The following is a 19,257-nucleotide window of genomic DNA, read 5'->3' as shown; positions in this document are numbered from 1 at the left end:
GGGATCCCCAGTGGGCACAAGTCCCGAGTAAAACCGGGGACCCAATCTGGGATCGAGGATAATCGCAAAATCGCCTTGCACTGCCTGCAATCGGGCCATCTCCCCGAAATAACGGACAGCGGTGTACAATCGCGCTCTTATATCTCTGTTGATCATGCGAAGGATTTTCCGGATGTTGCCGCGCTTTCCTGCCGTCACCCGCTGCCTGACTCTTGCCGCCCTCTTTGTGGCCGGTCCAGTCGCAGCATTGGAGTTTCCCCTGCCACCGCCAGGTGAGGACATCATCGGCCAGGTGCAGGTGATCAAGGCCAAGTACGAAGATACCTTCGCCGACCTTGGTACCGCCTACGATCTGGGCTACACGGAAATGGTCGCGGCCAACCCGGGTGTCGATGCCTGGTTGCCAGGCGCCGGCACGGAAATCATCCTGCCGACCCGCTTCATCCTGCCACCAGGCCCCCGTGAAGGCATCGTGATCAACCTGGCCGAGTACCGCCTCTACTACTACCCGAAAGGCAAGAACGTGGTGTACACGTTCCCGCTGGGTATCGGTCGTGAAGGCTGGGGCTCGCCGATTGCCCACACCAGCATCATTGCCAAGACACCTAATCCGACCTGGACGCCTCCGGCTTCGATCAAGGCCGAGCACGCAGCAGACGGTGATCCGCTGCCCAATGTCGTGCCGGCCGGCCCTGACAACCCTCTGGGGCCGTTCAAGTTCACCCTGGGCACACCGGGCTACCTGATCCACGGTTCGAATAAGAAGTTCGGTATCGGCATGCGCACCAGCCACGGTTGCTTCCGCATGTTCAACAATAACGTGCTGGAAATGGCGGGCATGGTGCCGGTCGGTACGTCGGTGCGGATCATCAACGACCCGTACAAGTTCGGCCTGAGTGGCGGCAAGGTCTATCTGGAGGCGCATACGCCGCTGGACGACAAGGGCAACCCGTCGGTGGTCGACAAGCACACCTCCGTCATCAATGCGATGCTCAAGCGTGAAGACATCACCAACAACCTGCGCATGAACTGGGATGTGGTGCGTGATGTGGTCGCCGCTGAAGACGGCCTGCCGGTTGAGATCGCTGTGCCGGGCAACGGCGTTGCGCCGATGGTGTCGAGTATGCCGATCGACCCGCTGCAGTAAGGCTGGCAAAGGGCCCGTCGGCGCGGACCGCGTCGACGGGTTTTTTATTGTCTGGAGAAACGCCAGGCAATAAAAAAGCCGACCCAAAAAATGGGTCGGCTTGATAACAATCCCGAAGGATTATTACTTGCGGCTAGCTTTGTCCAGCATGCGCAGTGCACGCTCGTTAGCTTCGTCAGCAGTCTGTTGTGCTTTTTGAGCAGCAGCCAGAGCTTCATCAGCTTTACGGTAAGCTTCGTCTGCACGAGCCTGGGAGCGAGCAGCTGCGTCTTCAGTAGCGGTCAGACGTGCTTCGGTTTCTTTCGATGCGCTGCTGCAACCGGTAGCCAGAACTGCGGCCAGAGCCAGAGCAGAGAATTTCAGAACGTTGTTCATCGTGTTCCCCTTCAAGGACTTTCTATTAAGTAGCTATCTCCTCCGATTGAGGAAATAGCCGGCGTACATACTACCCATTACTTGTAGTAAGTAAAACTGACGTGACGCAAGAAGCAAAAAAAATTGTAGGCGTTGATTCTTTTTCGAGCAACTTTTAACTGAATTGTTTAAAAAATATCCAGCTGCAAGGCCCGTGGCTGAGCGAGCTGATGAGAAAAAGTTCCTGCGACACGGCGCTGTTTTTCAGTCTGGCTAAAGTCCGCCTACATGGATTCGTCTACACTTTTGTTCGGCTTTTGTGTGGCGCCTCTCAATATCTTTCTCGATGTTCAGGTGACTTTAACAACGGGCGCTCGTCTTAAGTCTCAACATCCGGCAATGTACAGGCTATCGACCCCGAGCGATCTTGGGTCGAACCAATCCTGCGTGATCCGGAGCAGCACCCGCCAACCCGCACGATGACGAGCGCACCTTGAGCATTTCCGCCAATGGTGCCTACTATTTGTACGTGCTCGGTAGCGCGAGATCGGTGCAGCTCTTCTCGGTGTCCATTCAGGCACGGGGTGGCGTAGATGTTCCTTCGCCGGAAAAACATCGGTAAGGTAGGGGTCGGAATTCCAGACCCGCGAGGAGTAGTGATGAGCGAGGCGTTGTCCATCCACCATGACCAGGCTGGTCATCAGTTCGAGACCAATGTGGACGGTCATCGTGCCTATCTGACCTATATGGATCTGGGGAAGCAGACCCTGGATATCTATCGCACCTTCGTGCCCAACGCATTGCGTGGTCGCGGTATTGCGGCAGCCTTGACCGAGAAGGCGCTGGAGTACGCTGACGAAATGGGCTACACCGTCATCCCATCGTGCTCCTACGTCGAGCGCTACATGGAGCGTCACCAGCGGCATGCGGCCAAGCTGAGTCAGTGACCTTCAACAAAACGAACGCATAAAAAAACGCCGGGTTCAGCCCGGCGTTTTTTTGTTTGCGCTTTTTGCGCCGCCAGACAGGCGATCAGCTGCGATCGCGTTTAGGCAGCACGTCCTTGAGCTTGGCATGCATGCTGCGCAAGGTGTTTTCGGTCGCGGTCCAGTCGATGCAGGCGTCGGTGATCGACACGCCATATTGCAGGTCGGCGAGGTCTTTCGGGATCGCCTGGGCGCCCCAGTTCAGGTGGCTTTCTACCATCAGGCCGATAATCGACTTGTTGCCTTCGAGGATCTGGTTGGCGACGTTCTCCATCACCAGCGGTTGCAGGGCCGGATCCTTGTTGGAGTTGGCGTGGCTGCAATCGACCATGATGTTCGGCTTGATCTTCGCCTTGTTCAGCGCCTGCTCGCAGAGCGCAACACTGACCGAATCGTAGTTCGGCTTGCCGTTGCCGCCGCGCAGCACCACGTGACCGTAGGCATTGCCCTTGGTGGTCACGATCGACACGCCACCTTCCTGGTTGATGCCCAGGAAGCGGTGCGGGCTGGAAACCGACTGCAGGGCGTTGATCGCCACGGTCAGGCCGCCATCGGTGCCATTCTTGAAGCCGACGGCCGAGGACAGGCCGGAGGCCATTTCACGGTGCGTCTGGGATTCGGTGGTGCGCGCGCCGATGGCCGACCAGCTGATCAGGTCCTGCAAGTATTGCGGGGAGATCGGGTCGAGGGCTTCGGTGGCGGTCGGCAGGCCTTTTTCGGCCAGGTCCAGCAGCAACTGGCGACCGATGTGCAAGCCGTCCTGGATCTTGAACGAGTCGTCCAGGTAAGGGTCGTTGATCAAGCCTTTCCAGCCGACGGTGGTACGTGGCTTCTCGAAATACACGCGCATGACCAGATACAGGGTATCGGACACTTCGGCAGCGAGCACCTTCAGGCGCTCGGCATATTCGTGGGCGGCCTTGATGTCGTGGATCGAGCAAGGCCCGATCACGACGAACAGGCGGTGGTCGGTGCCGTCCAGAATGTTGCGAATGACTTCGCGGCCCTTGGTGACGGTGCGCAGTGCGGCGTCGCTCAGGGGAATATCGCGCTTGAGCTGATCGGGAGTGATCAGAGTCTCGTTGGAGGCGACGTTTAGGTCGTTGATCGGTAAATCAGCCATCGTTTACTCGTCAGGTCACGGGTGCCGGCCGCCAGCGAACCCGCGCGGCGGAGCACAGCAAATTAAGCGCGTCGGGGAGCCGAACCTTAGCGCGTTACACCGTGGCTCGACAATGGGCAGACGCCGGTTTGGTGGGGTTTCGCAGTCAGTTTCCCTGCCGCGAGGCGCAAATCGATCAAGAATGCCTCTATTCCAGCACCGGCTGCGCAAAAGCCTTGCGCACCGAGTCGTGAGAGAACTCGTCGGCATGCTCCTGGACCCATTCGAGGGCCAGGGCCTGGATATCCTGCAAGTCTTCGTGGGTGTCATGCAGGCGGCAGTAGCGTTCGATCTGGCACACCTGCTCGCCCATTCGGGCGCTGAACAGCGTTTGTTCGTCGACGAAAGCGATGCCTACCAGATAACCACGCTTGCGTCGCAGGCACCAGGCCACATAGCCCAGGTAGCGCATGTCCGGGTTCACGGTCGGCATGCGTACCTCCAGCGCCGTGCCGTGGCGCCACGCGCGGTGATAATTGCAAGCCATGCCCCCGAGACTGATAGTGTGCAGCTGTCGTCGCGAAATACACTCAGGTTTCAGTAACGTTAACTCGACAGGCACATCGTCAGGGTGAGGAATGAATCGTCCCATGAACACAGACTCCATGTGTCGGCCATCTGACATTGTTCCCTCCAGTATAGTGGTCGAATTGGAACTGACCGATTTTGACGTCGACCAACGGCTGCTGGCGATGAGCGGTGTATCGCTGGTTATTTTCACCAGTGTCGGCTGCGCCGGTTGCCGTTTTGCCCGCGAGCAATTGCCGACACTCGACCTGGCAGTCGATCGACTGTGCTGGATCGATGCCGGCAACAACGGCGGGGTGGTCGAGCGTTATCAGGTCTTTCACTTGCCGGCGCTGTTTGTCGTTCGCGACGGCGAATTCTTTGGAGCACTGAAATCGCGCCTGACCGACATCGAGCTCAATCGGGCTGTGCGCCAGGCGCTGAGTCGAACAGCAGAGGAGTTGCCATGATGGGAGCAGTTGCCAGGCCGACGGTCGGCATTATCGGGACCGGCGCAATCGGCGGTTTCTACGGGGTGATGCTGGCGCGTGCCGGTTTTGATGTGCATTTTCTGCTGCGCAGCGAGTTTTGCGCTGTGTCCGAGCACGGGTTGCAAGTCGATAGCGCGCCCCACGGTGCGCTGAAACTGAATCCGGTGCAGGCTTATTCGAACGCTGAAGACATGCCGCCCTGCGACTGGCTGCTGGTGGGGGCGAAAACCACCAGCAACGCCGATCTGGCACCCGCCATCCTGCAGGCGGCGGCACCGAACGCCAAGGTACTGCTGCTGCAAAACGGACTGGATGTCGAAGACAGCCTGCGCGCGTTGCTCCCCGATTCGCTGCATGTGCTCGGAGGGCTGTGCTACATCTGCGTCCATCGCGAGGCGCCGGGCGTCATTACCCATCAGGCGCTGGGCGCGGTGCATGTGGGTTATCACAGCGGTCCCGCCGATGGACCGGCACGCAGCGCAATTGTCGAGGAGGGCGTCGGACTTTTTCGTAGCGCCGGCCTCGATTCCCAGGCCATGGCGAATTTACATCAGGCGCGTTGGCAAAAACTGGTCTGGAATATCCCTTACAACGGTCTCTCGGTTTTGCTGGGGGCAAGCACTACACCGTTGATGGCCGATGCCGACAGTCGCGAGCTGGTCAAGGCGCTGATGGCTGAAGTGGTGCAAGGCGCTGTTGCCTGCGGGCACGACGTACCGGCAGGGTATGCCGAGCATTTGTTCATGGTGACCGAGAAAATGCCCGACTACTGGCCGAGCATGTACCACGATTATTTGCACAAGCGACCGCTGGAACTGGCCGCGATTTACGCCCGGCCTTTGGCGGCGGCGAAGGCAGCCGGGTGTGAAATGCCACGCATCGAGGCCTTGTATCGCAGTTTGAGTTTCATTGATCGACGCAACACCTGAGTCGACCGACCTGAGGGGGAAGGGCATGCCAAAGGCAATTGACGACAAGCTGGTGCTGGCGATTTCTTCGCGGGCGCTGTTCGACCTGAGCGAAAGCCACAAGGTCTACCTGTCGAGTGGCGTCGAAGCGTACCGGCAGTATCAGATCGAACACGAAGACGAAATCCTCGAGCCCGGCGATGCCTTCCCGTTGGTGCAGAAACTCCTGAACCTCAACAACAGCCTCGGCCGCGCCCGGGTCGAGGTGATTCTGGTGTCGCGCAACAGCGCCGACACCGGGCTGCGGGTGTTCAACTCGATTGACCACTACGGGCTGGCGATTTCCCGCGCGGCCTTTGTCGGCGGGCGCAGTCCGTATCCCTACCTCAAGGCTTTTGGCTGCGACCTGTTTCTCTCGACCCACGCTGAAGACGTGCGCAATGCGCTGGACGCCGGGTTCGCGGCAGCGACCATTCTGTCGGGCGGTGCCAGCCGTGCGGCCAGCGACGAGTTGCGCATTGCCTTCGACGGAGACGCGGTGCTGTTTTCCGATGAGTCGGAGCGCATTTATCAGGCCGGTGGTCTGGAAGCCTTTCAGGCCAGCGAACGTGAGGCCGCCCGCGAGCCGTTGCGCGGAGGGCCGTTCAAGGGCTTTCTCGCAGCCCTCAATCTGTTGCAACGTGAGTTCCCGGAGGACGCCTGTCCGATCCGTACCGCGCTGGTCACGGCACGATCGGCACCGGCCCATGAGCGGGTCATTCGCACGTTGCGCGAATGGGACATCCGTCTCGACGAGTCGCTGTTCCTCGGCGGCCTGACCAAGTCGGCCTTTCTCGAAGCCTTCGCGGCCGACGTGTTTTTCGACGATCAGGCCGGCCACTGCGAATTGGCCCGTGAAGTCGTCGCCACCGGTCATGTGCCCCATGGCATAAGCAACGAGCAAAAGGTTTAAGCCCGCCGTTCAATGCGTTGCGCCGGACGCCGCAGTCGCCAAGGCACTGCTAAGCTGAATCAAATCTGCGCCATGTTGGCAGTCGAGGAGGTCATATGATTCGTTCGATGCTGTATGCCACTGACCTTGGCCTGTACGCGCCCGTGGTGATGCAGCATGCCCTGGAACTGGCCAGGACCTTCAATGCCAGTTTGTATGTCGTGCATGCGGTTGAACCCATGGGGTTGTTTGCCGAATCGGTGCTGCAAAGTTATCTCGATGAACAGGCGCTGAACGAGTTTCACAGCCAGGGCCTGAATACGGTGATCGCCAGTATCGAGCAGCGGGTGCTCGACAGTTTTCGTGAGGAGTTGGGGGATGAGGGGGAGCACGATCTGGAGCGGATTCAGGCTGTACGGGTGCTGCAGGGCGATCCGTCGCAGGTGATTCTGGACCAGGCGCAGAAACTCTCCGTGGATTTGTTGATCGTAGGTAGTCACAGCCACGGTGCCGGTGCGGAAACGCCTTTGGGGCGAACCGCCGCCCGTGTGTTGCAACTGTCCAAGGTGCCGGTCTATCTGGTGCCGCTGGTGCAACGTCGTCGCCAAGGGGACCGCTAGGACACGAATAGTGGCAATCTGATAAAAAAGTTCTAGATTTATTCTTCGTGCCATTAATATAGTTATATATCGTCGCTGATGCCCGTGGCGTCTACCTGCTTTGAGGGATTCATATGAAGCTTCAACAATTGCGCTACATCTGGGAAGTGGCGCACCACGACCTCAACGTTTCCGCTACAGCCCAAAGCCTTTACACCTCTCAACCCGGCATCAGCAAACAGATCCGTCTGCTGGAAGACGAACTGGGCGTCGAGGTTTTTGCTCGCAGCGGCAAGCACCTGACCCGCGTTACCCCGGCCGGCGAGCGCATCATCACCACTGCTGGCGAGATTCTGCGCAAGGTTGAAAGCATCAAGCAGATCGCCCAGGAATTCTCCAACGAGAAGAAAGGCACCCTGTCGATTGCCACCACTCACACCCAGGCGCGTTATGCATTGCCGCCGGTAATCAGCAATTTCATCAAGCAATACCCGGACGTTGCCCTGCACATGCACCAGGGATCGCCGATGCAAATCGCCGAAATGGCGGCTGATGGCACCGTGGATTTCGCCATTGCCACCGAAGCGCTCGAGCTGTTCGGTGATTTGGTGATGATGCCGTGCTACCGCTGGAACCGTTGCGTGGTCGTGCCTCAGGGCCACCCGCTGACCAAACTGTCGAAACTGACCCTCGAAGCCCTGGCCGAATACCCGATCGTGACGTACGTGTTCGGTTTCACCGGCCGTTCGAAACTCGACGAAGCCTTCAGCCATCGCGGCCTGACGCCGAAAGTGGTGTTCACCGCCGCCGACGCCGACGTGATCAAAACCTATGTTCGCCTGGGTCTGGGCGTGGGCATCGTGGCGAAAATGGCTGTCGATACCAAGCTCGACAGCGACCTGGTGGTACTCGATGCCAGCGAACTGTTCGAGTCCAGCGTGACCAAGATCGGCTTCCGTCGCGGCACCTTCCTGCGGGGTTTCATGTGCGACTTCATCGAGAAGTTTGCGCCGCACCTGACCCGCGAAGTCATGGCCAAGGCCATTCAGTGCCACAATAAGCAAGAGCTGGAAGAGCTGTTCGAAGGCGTAGAACTGCCCGTTCACTGACAGCGTTTCTGCCGGTCAAACCACCTCGGTGACAGCGAACTGTTGCCGAGCGCCAGCCACCATGATCTCCACCTCATCGCCCTCGAACTTGCCCAGCAGGCTTTTGCCCAGCGGTGAGCGCGGGGTGATGACGGTAATCAGTTGCCCCACCAGGTCGACCTTCAGCCCGGCTGCATCGGGGGCCAGAAACAGCCATTGTTCGCGCCCCTTTTCGTCCTCCAGCCCCAACAGCGCGCCCACTTCGATGCCCCGCTGATCGTCATACGGGCGCAGGGACAGGTTCTGACAGAGGCTCAGTGACTGGCGAATTTCCTCGACCCGCCTGGCTTGCCCGGCCGCGAGATAGGACGCTTCCAGCCCCAGGGTGTCGTACTTGTTCTCGGCGATGTTTTCTTCGTGGGTTGCCGTTTCGTAGGCGGTTTGCGCGGCGCGCTCGGCGATGTCGAGATCGATCCGCAGCTTGTCGAGAATCAGTTGGTGGACGGTTTGCTTATTCATGATCAATCGCAGAATTGCAGGACGTTGGCGCGGCTTTTTTCGCTGGGTGCAGTCCGGTCCTGTTGCAGCCAGAACTGACAGTTCGGGTTGGCCAGGTTGCGACTGCTGCCGCGTGCCTGATCAAGCCGTTGCTGCTGTTCGTTCTTGCGCAGGTTTTCTTCATATTGCTCGAACAGCGGGCTCTGTGACGGAATGTTCGGCAGCGGTTGAGCCACTGCGGGTGGTTGGGCCAGTTGCTCTACCGCTGCCGCGATCGGGGCGAGTTGCTCGCTGAACAGCAGGCGCGACGCGAGCCAGCAGGTCAACACAATGGCAATGAACCCGAGCCACATGCCGAGGGCGATACTGCCTGTCAGTTGCAGGGCGCTAAGGCTGATCGGGAAGGATCGGCGCGGAGTGGGGCTGTGGGGCATGGTTGCCTCCTGGCGAAAGGTGACTGGCGGGTAGCGATTGTCGCATGAAGAATAATCGCCGTCGGCTCTTCTGCACGGGGTAATTTATGCGGACAATCGGCGCCTTTGCCAACGGGAACCTGGTATGCCTGAAATGAAAACCCGCTGGGATATTTTTTGCACCGTGGTCGACAACTTCGGCGACATCGGCGTGACCTGGCGACTGGCCCGGCAACTGGTGGCCGAACATGGACTGGCGGTGCGTCTATGGGTCGATGACCTGCGAGCATTCGAGCGCCTGTGCCCGGAAATCGACATTGACGCTGTGCAGCAATGGCAGCACGACGTCGATGTGCGCCAATGGCCAGCCGAATGGCAGCCGACCGAAGCCGCCGATGTGGTGATTGCTGCGTTTGCCTGCCAGTTGCCGAGCGCCTATATGGACGCCATGGTCGAACGGGAAAAGCCGCCCCTATGGATGAACCTCGACTATCTGAGCGCCGAGGACTGGGTGATCGGTTGTCACGGCTTACCCTCTGTGAAGTACAAAAGCGTACAGAAGTTCTTTTTCTTCCCTGGATTCCAGAAGGGCACCGGCGGACTGCTGCGTGAGCGAGGGTTGCTGGAACGGCGTCGGCAATTTCAGCAAGACCCGCAGGCTCAAAGAGAATTCCTGCAAGGTATGGGGATTGATCCTGCGCCCGGCGCGCAGTTGATCTCATTGTTTGCCTACGAAAACAGCGGTCTGGCCAGCTGGCTCGATGCAATGGCTGGCGATTCTACGGCCACTCATCTGCTGGTGCCGGAAGGGCGGATTCTCGGCGACGTCGAGCGTTGGCTCGGTGTGCAGGGGCTGGCGGCCGGTGCCGTGCATGTGCGCGACGCCTTGACCGTGCAGGTGCTGCCATTCGTCCGCCAGGACCAATACGACCGGTTACTGTGGTGCTGCGATTTCAATGCCGTGCGCGGCGAAGACTCCTTTGTGCGCGCCCAATGGGCCGGCCGGCCATTTCTCTGGCACATCTATCGGCAGGAAGAAGACATCCACCTGGACAAGCTCGAAGCCTTCCTTGAACTTTATGTAAAAGGGTTATCTGCACCTGCGCGGGAGGCGATCAGCGGTCTCTGGCGGGCGTGGAACGCTGGTGAAAAAATAGCCGACCACTGGCAATTGACCCGTAAACACTGGCCAGAGCTGGAAAAACACGCCGAGGCGTGGTGTCAGGAACAGGCCTTGCAGGCCGATCTTGCCACGGCGCTGGTACAGTTTTATGGAAATTGGATATGATACGCGGCCTAGATTTTTGTAAATCCCATCCAAATTCGGATATTCGCAATGAAAACTGGTAAAGAACTGAAACCCGGGACCGTGATTCGTCTCGAAAACGATCCTTGGCTGGTTCAGAAAGCTGAATTCACCAAGTCCGGTCGTAACAGCGCGATCATGAAGACCAAGCTGAAGAACCTGCTGACCGGTTACAAGACCGAGATCGTTTACAGCGCCGACGACAAACTGGACGACGTAATCCTCGACCGCAAAGAAGCGACCCTGTCCTTCATCAGCGGCGACACCTACACGTTCATGGACACCACCGACTACACCATGTACGAGCTGAACGCTGAAGACATCGAAGCCGTTCTGCCTTTCGTTGAAGAAGGCATGACCGATGTTTGCGAAGCGATCTTCTTCGAAGAGCGTCTGGTTTCCGTAGAGCTGCCGACCACCATCGTGCGTCAGGTTGACTACACCGAAGGTTCCGCTCGCGGCGACACTTCCGGCAAGGTAATGAAGCCTGCCAAACTGAAGAACGGTACCGAGCTGTCGGTTGCTGACTTCATCGAAATCGGCGACATGATCGAGATCGATACCCGCGAAGGCGGTTCCTACAAAGGCCGTGCCAAATAAGCACAGCTTCAGGAATGAAAAAGCCCGACCATTGAGTCGGGCTTTTTTGTGCCTGCAGAATCTGCGTTGACCCCCACATGTTGTTCTGCGTTATTTCTTCAGGTGTTGCTTGAGCTCTTCAGACGCCTGCAACATCGCCGAACGCACCGCTGGCACCTGGCTCACCACGTTGAGCAAACCGTAGTCGTGGATCAGGCCGTTGTAGCGAACCGAGGTCACCGGCACTCCGGCTTCATCGAGTTTGCGGGCATAGGCTTCGCCTTCGTCGCGCAATACGTCGGCTCCGGCGGTCTGAACCAGCGCTGGAGGCAGTCCTTTCAACTGGGCAGTGGTCGCGCGCAGTGGCGAGGCGTAGATCTCGTTGCGCTGCTTGGCATCGGTGGTGTAGTTGTCCCAGAACCACTTCATCATGTTTTTGCTGAGGAAGTGCCCCTCGGCAAACTGGTTGTAGGACGCGGTTTCGAAGTTGGCATCAGTCACCGGCCACAACAGCACCTGGAACCTGATCGCCGGAGTGCCCTTGTCCTTGGCCATCAGCGCAACCACCGCCGCCATGTTGCCGCCGACGCTGTTGCCGGCTACCGCCAGGCGCTGGCCATCGACATTGATCTCTTTGCCGTGCTCGGCCACCCATCGGGTCGCGGCATAAGCCTGGTTGATCGCCACCGGGTAATGCGCTTCCGGCGACGGCGTGTAGTTCACGAACACCGCCGCGGCACCCGAACCCGTCACCAGGTCACGCACCAACCGCTCGTGGGTCGGGAAATCCCCCAGCACCCAGCCACCGCCGTGGAAGAACATGAACACCGGCAGCTCGCCCTTGACCCCGGCCGGCCGGACGATGGTCAGGCTGATCGGTTGGCCGTCGACTTGAATGGTCTTCTGGCTGACATCGGCTTTTGGCAGCGTCAGCTTGACCCCGGACTGAGCGCCTACCAGAACCGCGCGGGCCTCGGCGGGCGTCATTTGCTCCATCGGTTTGCCGGTGCCGGCGTTCAGTACGTCGAGGAATGCCTGGGTGTTGTGTTCAACCCCGTTACCTGCGATCGCGTTCCCGATGGACAAGGCGAGAAGGGTACCGGTCAAGACTTTGCTGAAAGTGTTCATGTTCGTTTCCTGTTCGGGCCTGGTAATCAGCGGTTAGACGGTAACGTGCAGACGCACATCGACGTTGCCACGGGTGGCGTTGGAGTACGGGCAGACCTGGTGGGCCGCATCGACCAGTGCTTGTGCATCGGCTTGTTCAAGACCCGGCAGGCTGATGTGCAGGTCGATGTCCAGGCCGAAGCCGCCAGGGATCTGGCCGATGCCGACATGGGCGGTGATAGAAGCGTCGTTGGGAATGCTGCGCCTGGTCTGGCTGGCCACGAATTTCAGGGCACCGATGAAGCAGGCGGAGTAGCCGGCAGCGAACAGTTGCTCTGGGTTGGTGGCTGCGCCGCCGGCACCGCCGAGCTCTTTCGGCGTGGCGAGCTTGACGTCGAGGATGTTGTCGCTGGAAACCGCCCGACCGTCACGGCCGCCAGTGGAAGTTGCGATTGCGGTGTAGAGAGTTTGCATGGTGAAAGCCTCATTCGGGGTTTGGTTGTTTTGCGCTAAATGTTTGCGCGCTAAGTAAGTGCGAGGTAAATGTATCGCGCTAATATTTAGTGCGCAATATAAAAAATAAAATAAATTTGCCAGGACAGACAAACGGTTGAGAAGGATTGGCTGGAACTATCGAGTTAGAGCGACTGGAGGTTATGCGGGCGGTTTTCGGAGGGGAAATCGAGTTCTGTGGGACAGCACAAAGCAAATGTGGGAGCGGGCTTGCTCGCGAAGGCGGTGTTTCAGTCAACACAAGAGTCGACTGATCTACCGCTTTCGCGAGCAAGCCCGCTCCCACAGGGGATTTGTGGTGGATTGGAGACTAGAGGCTGTCTTGCAGGTGACGACGCAGCTCCTGCAACTCCGCCTGCAGGTTTTGCAGGCGCTCCACGGTCATCCCGCTGGCGCCGAGGATGCACTGGGGAACATCGCGGGCCTTGTCGCGTAACGCCCGGCCCTGTTCGGTGAGTTCGACGATCACCACCCGCTCGTCTTCGCGGCTGCGGGTTCGGCTGAGCAGGCCTTCGGCTTCCAGGCGCTTGAGCAGCGGCGTCAACGATCCAGGATCGGTCAGCAACCGCGTGCTGATTTCACCTACGGTCAAACCGTCCCTTTCCCATAGCACCATCATCGCCAGGTATTGCGGATAGGTCAGGCCCAGCGCTTGCAGCAAGGGTTTGTAGACCTTGGTCATCATCAGCGAAGTGGAATGCAGGGCGAAGCAGGCCTGATTGTCCAGCAGCAGGTTGTCGCAGTTGTCCGGGGTGTTGCGCTCGGTGCTCATGTTGAAGCCTTGATCTGTGATCTGAAGAATCTAGCGGGCGAATCTTTAATGCGCCAGATAATTTTGATCAGTGCAGTTGCAAATGGGTTTGCAGCACCAGATCCCAGGGCGGAACAGGGCTGAAACGGGTTTTCAGGTACTCCAGCAACAAGCGACTGCGGGAGTTGGGCTGCTGTTCCAGGCGCAAGGCATAGATGCCGGCGCTTTCCGGTTTCGGCAGGCCGCTGTCGCAGAACAGCGGCAGCAACTCACCGCGCAACAGGTACTCGCTGGCCAGCCAGGTCGGCAGATGCGCGATACCCAGTCCGGCCAATGCGCCACACACCAGCGCCTCGGCATTGTTGGCGCTCATGCGGATCCGCGCCGGCCGGTGCAACTGCATTTGCCCGCCGCGCTCGAAACGCCAGGCGAAGGGGGGAGCCAGGCCATCCCAGTCAAGCCCGTCGTGTTCAATCAGCTGTGACGGCTCGCTCGGCACGCCGCGACGCCGCAAATAATCAGGGCTGGCGCAGGCGATACGCACCATGCTCGCCAGGGGCGTGGCTACCAGCCGGGTGTCGGCCAATTGCCCGGCACGCAATACCAGATCGACCTTGCCGAGGTTCAGGCCCTGCATATCGACGAAGCTGTCGATCAGGTGCAGTTGTACATCGAGCCCGGGGTAGAGCATCAGGAAATCGGCAATCACCGGTGCCAGGTGCCGGCGCCCAAAAGCTGCCGGCGCATCGATACGAATCAGGCCTTCCGGCGCGCTGCTCAGGGACACGGCCTCGGCCCGGGCCAGGCGCAATTCGGCGACGATCCGCCGTGCGCGCTCGGCAAAGGCCAATCCCGCCGGGGTGGCGCGTACCGCATGGGTACTGCGCAGGAACAGTTGACTGCCGACTGCGCTTTCCAGGCTGTCGATACGTCGAGCCACGGCCGAAGGGGTCAGCGGATGACGGCGCGAGACGGCGGAAAAACTGCCGGTTTCCAGCACGTCGAGGAACAAGGCCAGTTGGTCGGTCAGTTGATTGGGGTTCATGGCAAGTTTGTGCTTGTGCGAATTTGGCACAGCCATTGTGCGATGCTGTGCGTTTCCGCGCCAGCAGCAACTGCGTAGGATCAAAGGCCTGACGGCGATGGGGAAAAGGCTGTGATTGAGTTCTTGATGTATCTGGTGTTCGGCGCTGCGTTGGGCACGCTCGGCGGGTTGTTTGGCATCGGCGGCGGCCTGATCGCCATTCCGCTGCTGGGCGTGCTGTTCGGGCTCGATCAGCAGATTGCCCAAGGCACGGCGCTGGTGATGGTGGTGCCGAACGTGATGCTGGCGCTGTGGCGCTATCATCAGCGCAACCGGATCGAACTGCGCCACGCGCTACCGCTGGCCATCATGGGGTTCTGCTTCGCCTGGCTCGGGTCGATCTGGGCGGTGGGCATTGATGCGCAAACCATGCGCATTGGTTTTGTCGCATTCCTGATCGCGCTGTCGGCGTACAACCTTGTTCGCATGTTCGCCGCCAGCGCTCCGGCGACCTCGCAGATGAACTACTCATGGCCCTGGCTGGGCGTGCTTGGCGCTGCATCCGGCACGATGGGCGGGTTGTTCGGCGTGGGGGGCGCGGTGGTGGCGACGCCGGTGCTGACCAGTCTGTTCGGCACCAGCCAGGTGGTTGCACAGGGGTTGTCGTTGGCGCTTGCCTTGCCGAGTACAGGGGTGACGCTGGTGACTTACGCCGCGCACCATCAGGTCAGCTGGGTGATCGGCTTACCTTTGGCGGTCGGTGGGTTGATGAGTATCAGTTGGGGGGTGAAGGTTGCCCACGCTTTGCCCGAGCGGCTGCTGCGTGGGCTGTTTTGCGGGTTCCTGGTGTTCTGTGCGGTGATGCTCGCCTTCAAAGTTTGAAGCCTTCGACGATGTGCTCGGCCAGGCACTCAGTGATGGGCGACGGGTTATGCAGGTTGCGCACGAGCATGATGCTGGCCTCGGGCAGCAGCGGCAGGTCCTCGGCCTCACCGAGGATGCGCATGTCAGCGGTGATCAGGCTTTCAAGTTGTGCCGTGACGGCCAGGCCGGCGCTGACCACCGCCATGATCGCCGACAGGCTGTCGCTGTTGTACGCCACCCGGTAATCGCGCCCCCGGGCATCCAGGGCATTGCAGGCCCACAGTCGGCAGAAGCAATCACTGTTGAACATCGCCAGCGGCAGCGGCGTCTGCTCATGAGCGCTGTAGCATTGCGCTTGGGCCCAGACAAAACGTTCCTTGCGCAACAACTGGCCGATTTCGCTGCCCGGTTCGCGGGTCACGATGGACAGGTCGAGATCCTGGCGCATCAGCAGTTGTTTAGATGATTCGCAGTGCACTTCTATCTGAATCAGCGGGTAAGACTGGGCAAACCGGCGCAAGATCCCCGGGAGGAACCGCATCACATAATCGTCCGGCGTGCCGATGCGCACGGTGCCGACCATGTCGGGCTCACGCAAGGTATTGAAGACCTCACTGTGCAGCTTGAGGATGCGTCGCGCATAGCCGAGCAACACCTGGCCTTCGGCCGTCAGTCGCACCTGCCGCCCGTCGCGCTGGAACAACTGGCGCTGCAGCACATCTTCTTCCAGGCGTTTCATCTGCATGCTGACGGCAGACTGGGTGCGGTTGACGATTTCGCCAGCGCGGGTAAAGCCGCCCTGGTCGGCGATGGCGACGAAGGTGCGCAACACTTCGGTATCGATACTCGGGTAGGCGGACATCCATCAATCTCCGAGATATGTGACATCAGAAACATTCGTTGGATTGATCTTAGACCCGGCGCGAGACTGGATCCATCCAAACGGAGGGCAACAAGATGAAAGGTCAACACGAGTTCCAGGGATCAGAAAAACACTCGATTCACGTGATATCCGATCTGCTGCACAAGGTCGGCCGCTGGTACGAACTGCATCGCGAGCGCGAACTGCTGGCGAGCTTGAGCGACGAAGCACTCAAGGACATCGGCATGAGCCGTGCGGATGTGGAGAACGAGTCGATCAAGCCGTTCTGGAATGACCCGATGCATAAATGATGAATGCCACGCTACACAAACCCCTTACCGGTGAGGTAGGTTGCGAGCAGACAAGGAGGCACCCATGCCCGCAACGTTGTCCTTTACCCTCAAACAGGCTCGGCGTCTGGCGCTGGCCGCCCAAGGGTTCAACGGGCGGTCGTCGTCAGCGGCGATCAAGGCAGTTGCGCTCAATCGCCTGATCGAACGGCTGGGCATTCTGCAGATCGATTCGGTCAATGCATTGGTGCGTTCGCACTACCTTCCGCTGTTTTCCCGCCTCGGCAATTACTCATCCGATTTGCTCGACCAGGCTGCCTGGAGCCAGGGCCGGCGCCGTACGTTGTTCGAGTATTGGGGCCATGAAGCCTCGTTGTTGCCACTTTCCATGTACCCCTTGATGCGTTGGCGCATGCAGCGTGCGAGCCGTGGCGAAGACATCTATCAGCAATTGGCGCGCTTTGGCCGTGAACAGCAGGACACCATTCGCCGGGTGCTGGCTTCGGTCGAGGAGCAGGGCGCGTTGGGGGCCGCAAGTCTGTCGACCCGTCAGGAGCGGGCCGGCCCCTGGTGGGACTGGAGTGCGGAAAAGCATGCGCTGGAATGGTTGTTCGCTGCCGGTGAAGTGACCGTTGCCGGACGGCGCGGATTCGAAAGGCTCTACGATCTGCCGGAGCGGGTGATTCCCCGGGCGGTGCTTGCGCACCCCATCCTGAGTGAAGGCGAGGCCCAGCGCGGCCTGTTGCGGCATGCGGTAACGGCCTTGGGAGTCGGTACGGAGAAGGACTTGCGTGACTATTTCCGCTTGAACCCTGGGGACAGTCGTCCACGTTTGGCCGAGTTGGTCGAGGCAGGGGAATTGCTGACCTGCGAAGTCCAGGGCTGGCGGCAACCGGCCTATTGTCTGCCCGAGCCGAAAGTGCCGCGCAAAGTCGTCGCCAGTGCATTGCTCTCACCGTTCGATTCGCTGATCTGGGAGCGCAGCCGGACCGAGCGGCTGTTTGATTTCCGCTATCGGCTGGAGATCTACACACCGCAAGACAAGCGAGTGTACGGCTATTACGTCCTGCCGTTTTTGCACAACGAACGGATTGCAGCACGGGTGGATCTTCGCGCGGAACGGGCTGCGGGCCGTCTGGCAGTGCATGCGGTGCATGAAGAGGACGCGGGGCTGGACGAGGAGGGGATGCTGGCGCTGGCGGTCAATCTGCGGCAGATGGCGGATTGGCTTGGGCTGGCGCAGGTTCAGCTCAATTGCCCGCGGGCGAGTGCGGCAAGGTTGCGGGAGGCATTCACACAAATTGGCGGTGTTTGATCTGACGTCATCGCGAGCAAGCTCGCTCCCACAGTTGACCGAGTTGTTTGGGCGAACGCGGACCCTTGTGGGAGCGAGCTTGCTCGCGATGGCGGTCTATCAGACAAGCAAAATCTAGCGTCGAACCTGCTTCAGTGTCTCAGCAATCAAAAACGCCAGTTCCAGCGACTGATCGGCATTCATCCGCGGATCGCAATGGGTGTGGTAGCGATCCGACAAGCCATCCTCGGTAATCGGCCGCGCGCCACCGATGCACTCGGTCACGTTCTGCCCGGTCATCTCGATGTGGATACCACCGGCATAACTGCCTTCGGCTTCGTGCACCTGGAAGAACTGCTTCACCTCCCCAAGGATCTGCGCGAAGTCGCGGGTCTTGTAGCCGCTGCTGGCTTTGATGGTATTGCCGTGCATCGGGTCGGAACTCCACAGCACCTGCTTGCCTTCACGCTGGACGGCGCGGATCAGCTGCGGCAAGTGATCACCGACCTTGTTAGCGCCCATCCGCGCGATCAGGTTCAGGCGGCCCGGGTCGTTGTCCGGGTTGAGCACATCGATCAAGCGAATCAGGTCGTCGGGGTTCATGCTCGGGCCGACCTTGACCCCGATCGGGTTGTTCACCCCGCGCAGGAATTCGACGTGGGCACCGTCGAGCTGGCGGGTGCGGTCACCGATCCACAGCATGTGGGCCGAGCAGTCGTAGTAATCGTTGGTCAGGCTGTCGCGACGCACGAAGGCTTCTTCGTAGTTCAGCAACAGTGCTTCGTGGGCGGTGAAGAAACTGGTTTCGCGCAACTGCGGCGAGGTGTCCATGCCGCAGGCGCGCATGAACGCCAGGGTTTCATCGATGCGATCGGCCAGGTGGCTGTACTTCTCGGCCAGCGCCGAGTTGGCGATGAAGTCCAGGTTCCACTTGTGCACCTGGTGCAGGTCGGCGAAACCGCCCTGGGCGAAGGCGCGCAACAGGTTCAGGGTCGCGGTGGACTGGTGGTAGGACTGCAGCAGGCGCTCCGGATCCGGCACGCGGCTTTTTTCGTCGAAGCTGATGCCGTTGACGATGTCGCCACGGTAGGCGGGCAAGGTCACGCCATCGATGGTTTCGTCATTGGCCGAACGGGGCTTGGCGAACTGCCCGGCCATGCGCCCGACCTTGACTACCGGGCAGCCGGCGGCAAAGGTCATCACGATTGCCATCTGCAACAACACCTTGAAGGTGTCGCGGATTTTCGCCGCGGAGAACTCGGCGAAGCTTTCGGCGCAGTCACCACCCTGCAACAGAAACGCGCGGCCCTGGGTCACCTCGGCAAACTGACGGCGTAACTCCCGGGCTTCGCCGGCAAACACCAGCGGCGGATAGCTGGCCAAGGTCTGCTCGACCTGCTGCAAATGCGCGGCGTCGGGGTATCGGGGTTGTTGCTGGATCGGCAGGGCGCGCCAGCTGTCAGGGCTCCAGGGTTGGCTCATCACGGTCTCTAGTGTTTTCGCTCGGACGTCCATGTTATCAGCAAATTAGTGCGTGACCTGTTCCCGTCGCTTCGCCGACAATCTCGCCTTTGCCGCTCTCC

The 19,257-nt window shown here is 59.8% G+C and carries 23 protein-coding genes; 12 read left to right on the top strand and 11 right to left on the bottom strand.

Annotated elements, in window-relative coordinates; all coding sequences use genetic code 11:
• Positions 1-172: 172 nt before the first annotated feature.
• A complete protein-coding gene (locus tag ACM6IT_RS06460) occupies positions 173-1,147 on the top strand; it encodes a L,D-transpeptidase family protein (protein WP_056727119.1) in 975 nt (324 codons plus the stop codon).
• 123 nt (positions 1,148-1,270) lie between these two features.
• Here ACM6IT_RS06460 and oprI read toward each other — a convergent pair whose 3' ends face one another.
• The gene (gene oprI / locus ACM6IT_RS06455) at positions 1,271-1,522 is read right to left on the bottom strand and encodes an outer membrane lipoprotei OprI (RefSeq protein WP_003199355.1); all 252 of its coding nucleotides are present in this window, start codon (positions 1,520-1,522) and stop codon (positions 1,271-1,273) included.
• Between the two features lie 638 nt (positions 1,523-2,160).
• Here oprI and ACM6IT_RS06450 point away from each other — a divergent pair.
• Positions 2,161-2,448, top strand: a complete 288-nt coding sequence (locus tag ACM6IT_RS06450; protein WP_007973562.1) for a GNAT family N-acetyltransferase — start codon at positions 2,161-2,163, stop codon at positions 2,446-2,448.
• A gap of 85 nt (positions 2,449-2,533) precedes the next feature.
• On the opposite strand, the gene ACM6IT_RS06445 is transcribed toward ACM6IT_RS06450, so the two are convergent.
• Both ACM6IT_RS06445 and ACM6IT_RS06440 read right to left on the bottom strand, forming a co-directional pair.
• The gene (locus ACM6IT_RS06445) at positions 2,534-3,610 is read right to left on the bottom strand and encodes a 3-deoxy-7-phosphoheptulonate synthase (RefSeq protein WP_007973561.1); all 1,077 of its coding nucleotides are present in this window, start codon (positions 3,608-3,610) and stop codon (positions 2,534-2,536) included.
• Positions 3,611-3,797: 187 nt separating this feature from the next.
• Positions 3,798-4,241: a PilZ domain-containing protein gene (locus tag ACM6IT_RS06440; protein ID WP_082563014.1), complete on the bottom strand. Its 444-nt coding sequence runs from the start codon at positions 4,239-4,241 to the stop codon at positions 3,798-3,800.
• Here ACM6IT_RS06440 and ACM6IT_RS06435 point away from each other — a divergent pair.
• The 5 genes from ACM6IT_RS06435 to cysB all read left to right on the top strand — a co-directional run bounded on the left by ACM6IT_RS06435 (position 4,240) and on the right by cysB (position 8,194).
• Positions 4,240-4,626, top strand: coding sequence for a thioredoxin family protein (locus ACM6IT_RS06435; RefSeq protein WP_056727117.1), 387 nt, complete (start codon positions 4,240-4,242; stop codon positions 4,624-4,626). The genes ACM6IT_RS06440 and ACM6IT_RS06435 overlap by 2 nt on opposite strands.
• Entirely contained in the window at positions 4,623-5,576 is a 954-nt protein-coding gene (locus ACM6IT_RS06430) for a putative 2-dehydropantoate 2-reductase (RefSeq protein WP_056727116.1), read from the top strand. The genes ACM6IT_RS06435 and ACM6IT_RS06430 overlap by 4 nt, the downstream gene beginning before the upstream one ends.
• A 25-nt stretch (positions 5,577-5,601) precedes the next feature.
• Complete coding sequence (locus tag ACM6IT_RS06425) at positions 5,602-6,507, top strand: 5'-nucleotidase (protein ID WP_110659447.1); 906 nt, start codon at positions 5,602-5,604, stop codon at positions 6,505-6,507.
• Between the two features lie 95 nt (positions 6,508-6,602).
• Positions 6,603-7,106: a universal stress protein gene (locus ACM6IT_RS06420; RefSeq protein ID WP_056727114.1), complete on the top strand. Its 504-nt coding sequence runs from the start codon at positions 6,603-6,605 to the stop codon at positions 7,104-7,106.
• 113 nt (positions 7,107-7,219) lie between these two features.
• Positions 7,220-8,194: an HTH-type transcriptional regulator CysB gene (gene cysB / locus ACM6IT_RS06415; RefSeq protein WP_015094029.1), complete on the top strand. Its 975-nt coding sequence runs from the start codon at positions 7,220-7,222 to the stop codon at positions 8,192-8,194.
• Positions 8,195-8,209: 15 nt separating this feature from the next.
• Here the strand turns inward: cysB and ACM6IT_RS06410 are convergent, their stop codons facing one another.
• Both ACM6IT_RS06410 and ACM6IT_RS06405 read right to left on the bottom strand, forming a co-directional pair.
• Positions 8,210-8,692, bottom strand: a complete 483-nt coding sequence (locus ACM6IT_RS06410) for a GreA/GreB family elongation factor (RefSeq protein WP_414914980.1) — start codon at positions 8,690-8,692, stop codon at positions 8,210-8,212.
• 2 nt (positions 8,693-8,694) lie between these two features.
• Positions 8,695-9,105 (bottom strand): hypothetical protein, encoded by a 411-nt coding sequence (locus tag ACM6IT_RS06405; protein WP_223541079.1) that lies wholly within the window; start codon positions 9,103-9,105, stop codon positions 8,695-8,697.
• A gap of 124 nt (positions 9,106-9,229) precedes the next feature.
• Here ACM6IT_RS06405 and earP point away from each other — a divergent pair, with 124 nt between their 5' ends.
• Together earP and ACM6IT_RS06395 are read left to right on the top strand one after the other, a co-directional pair.
• Positions 9,230-10,372: an elongation factor P maturation arginine rhamnosyltransferase EarP gene (gene earP, locus ACM6IT_RS06400; RefSeq protein ID WP_414914981.1), complete on the top strand. Its 1,143-nt coding sequence runs from the start codon at positions 9,230-9,232 to the stop codon at positions 10,370-10,372.
• A gap of 48 nt (positions 10,373-10,420) precedes the next feature.
• A complete protein-coding gene (locus tag ACM6IT_RS06395; protein WP_007943632.1) occupies positions 10,421-10,990 on the top strand; it encodes an elongation factor P in 570 nt (189 codons plus the stop codon).
• A 90-nt stretch (positions 10,991-11,080) separates the two neighbouring features.
• On the opposite strand, the gene ACM6IT_RS06390 is transcribed toward ACM6IT_RS06395, so the two are convergent.
• From ACM6IT_RS06390 to ACM6IT_RS06375, 4 genes are all read right to left on the bottom strand, one after another.
• Positions 11,081-12,097 carry an alpha/beta hydrolase gene (locus ACM6IT_RS06390; protein WP_056727110.1) on the bottom strand — a complete coding sequence of 339 codons (1,017 nt, stop codon included), beginning with the start codon at positions 12,095-12,097 and terminating at the stop codon, positions 11,081-11,083.
• Positions 12,098-12,130: 33 nt separating this feature from the next.
• Entirely contained in the window at positions 12,131-12,550 is a 420-nt protein-coding gene (locus ACM6IT_RS06385) for an organic hydroperoxide resistance protein (protein ID WP_056727109.1), read from the bottom strand.
• Between the two features lie 349 nt (positions 12,551-12,899).
• Positions 12,900-13,361 (bottom strand): MarR family winged helix-turn-helix transcriptional regulator, encoded by a 462-nt coding sequence (locus ACM6IT_RS06380; protein WP_414914982.1) that lies wholly within the window; start codon positions 13,359-13,361, stop codon positions 12,900-12,902.
• A gap of 67 nt (positions 13,362-13,428) precedes the next feature.
• Positions 13,429-14,385: a LysR family transcriptional regulator gene (locus ACM6IT_RS06375; protein WP_414914983.1), complete on the bottom strand. Its 957-nt coding sequence runs from the start codon at positions 14,383-14,385 to the stop codon at positions 13,429-13,431.
• A gap of 126 nt (positions 14,386-14,511) precedes the next feature.
• On the opposite strand from ACM6IT_RS06375, the gene ACM6IT_RS06370 reads away from it, so the two are divergent.
• Positions 14,512-15,246: a sulfite exporter TauE/SafE family protein gene (locus ACM6IT_RS06370; RefSeq protein WP_056727107.1), complete on the top strand. Its 735-nt coding sequence runs from the start codon at positions 14,512-14,514 to the stop codon at positions 15,244-15,246.
• Here the strand turns inward: ACM6IT_RS06370 and ACM6IT_RS06365 are convergent.
• Positions 15,236-16,090: a LysR substrate-binding domain-containing protein gene (locus ACM6IT_RS06365; RefSeq protein WP_056727106.1), complete on the bottom strand. Its 855-nt coding sequence runs from the start codon at positions 16,088-16,090 to the stop codon at positions 15,236-15,238. The two genes, ACM6IT_RS06370 and ACM6IT_RS06365, sit on opposite strands and share 11 nt — an antisense overlap.
• Positions 16,091-16,185: 95 nt before the next feature.
• Here ACM6IT_RS06365 and ACM6IT_RS06360 point away from each other — a divergent pair, with 95 nt between their 5' ends.
• Both ACM6IT_RS06360 and ACM6IT_RS06355 read left to right on the top strand, forming a co-directional pair.
• Positions 16,186-16,401, top strand: a complete 216-nt coding sequence (locus tag ACM6IT_RS06360) for a DUF1127 domain-containing protein (protein WP_008049076.1) — start codon at positions 16,186-16,188, stop codon at positions 16,399-16,401.
• 64 nt (positions 16,402-16,465) lie between these two features.
• Positions 16,466-17,695 (top strand): winged helix-turn-helix domain-containing protein, encoded by a 1,230-nt coding sequence (locus ACM6IT_RS06355; protein ID WP_414917718.1) that lies wholly within the window; start codon positions 16,466-16,468, stop codon positions 17,693-17,695.
• 114 nt (positions 17,696-17,809) lie between these two features.
• On the opposite strand, the gene ACM6IT_RS06350 is transcribed toward ACM6IT_RS06355, so the two are convergent.
• On the bottom strand, positions 17,810-19,156 hold the full coding sequence (locus tag ACM6IT_RS06350) for a class II 3-deoxy-7-phosphoheptulonate synthase (RefSeq protein ID WP_414917717.1): 1,347 nt from the start codon (positions 19,154-19,156) through the stop codon (positions 17,810-17,812).
• Positions 19,157-19,257 lie beyond the last annotated feature (101 nt).

Source organism: Pseudomonas sp. IT-P4 (assembly GCF_949767755.1).
GTDB lineage: Bacteria > Pseudomonadota > Gammaproteobacteria > Pseudomonadales > Pseudomonadaceae > Aquipseudomonas > Aquipseudomonas monachiensis.
Note: the sequence above shows the minus strand (reverse complement) of the source record. Positions and strands in the feature narration are given on the sequence as shown.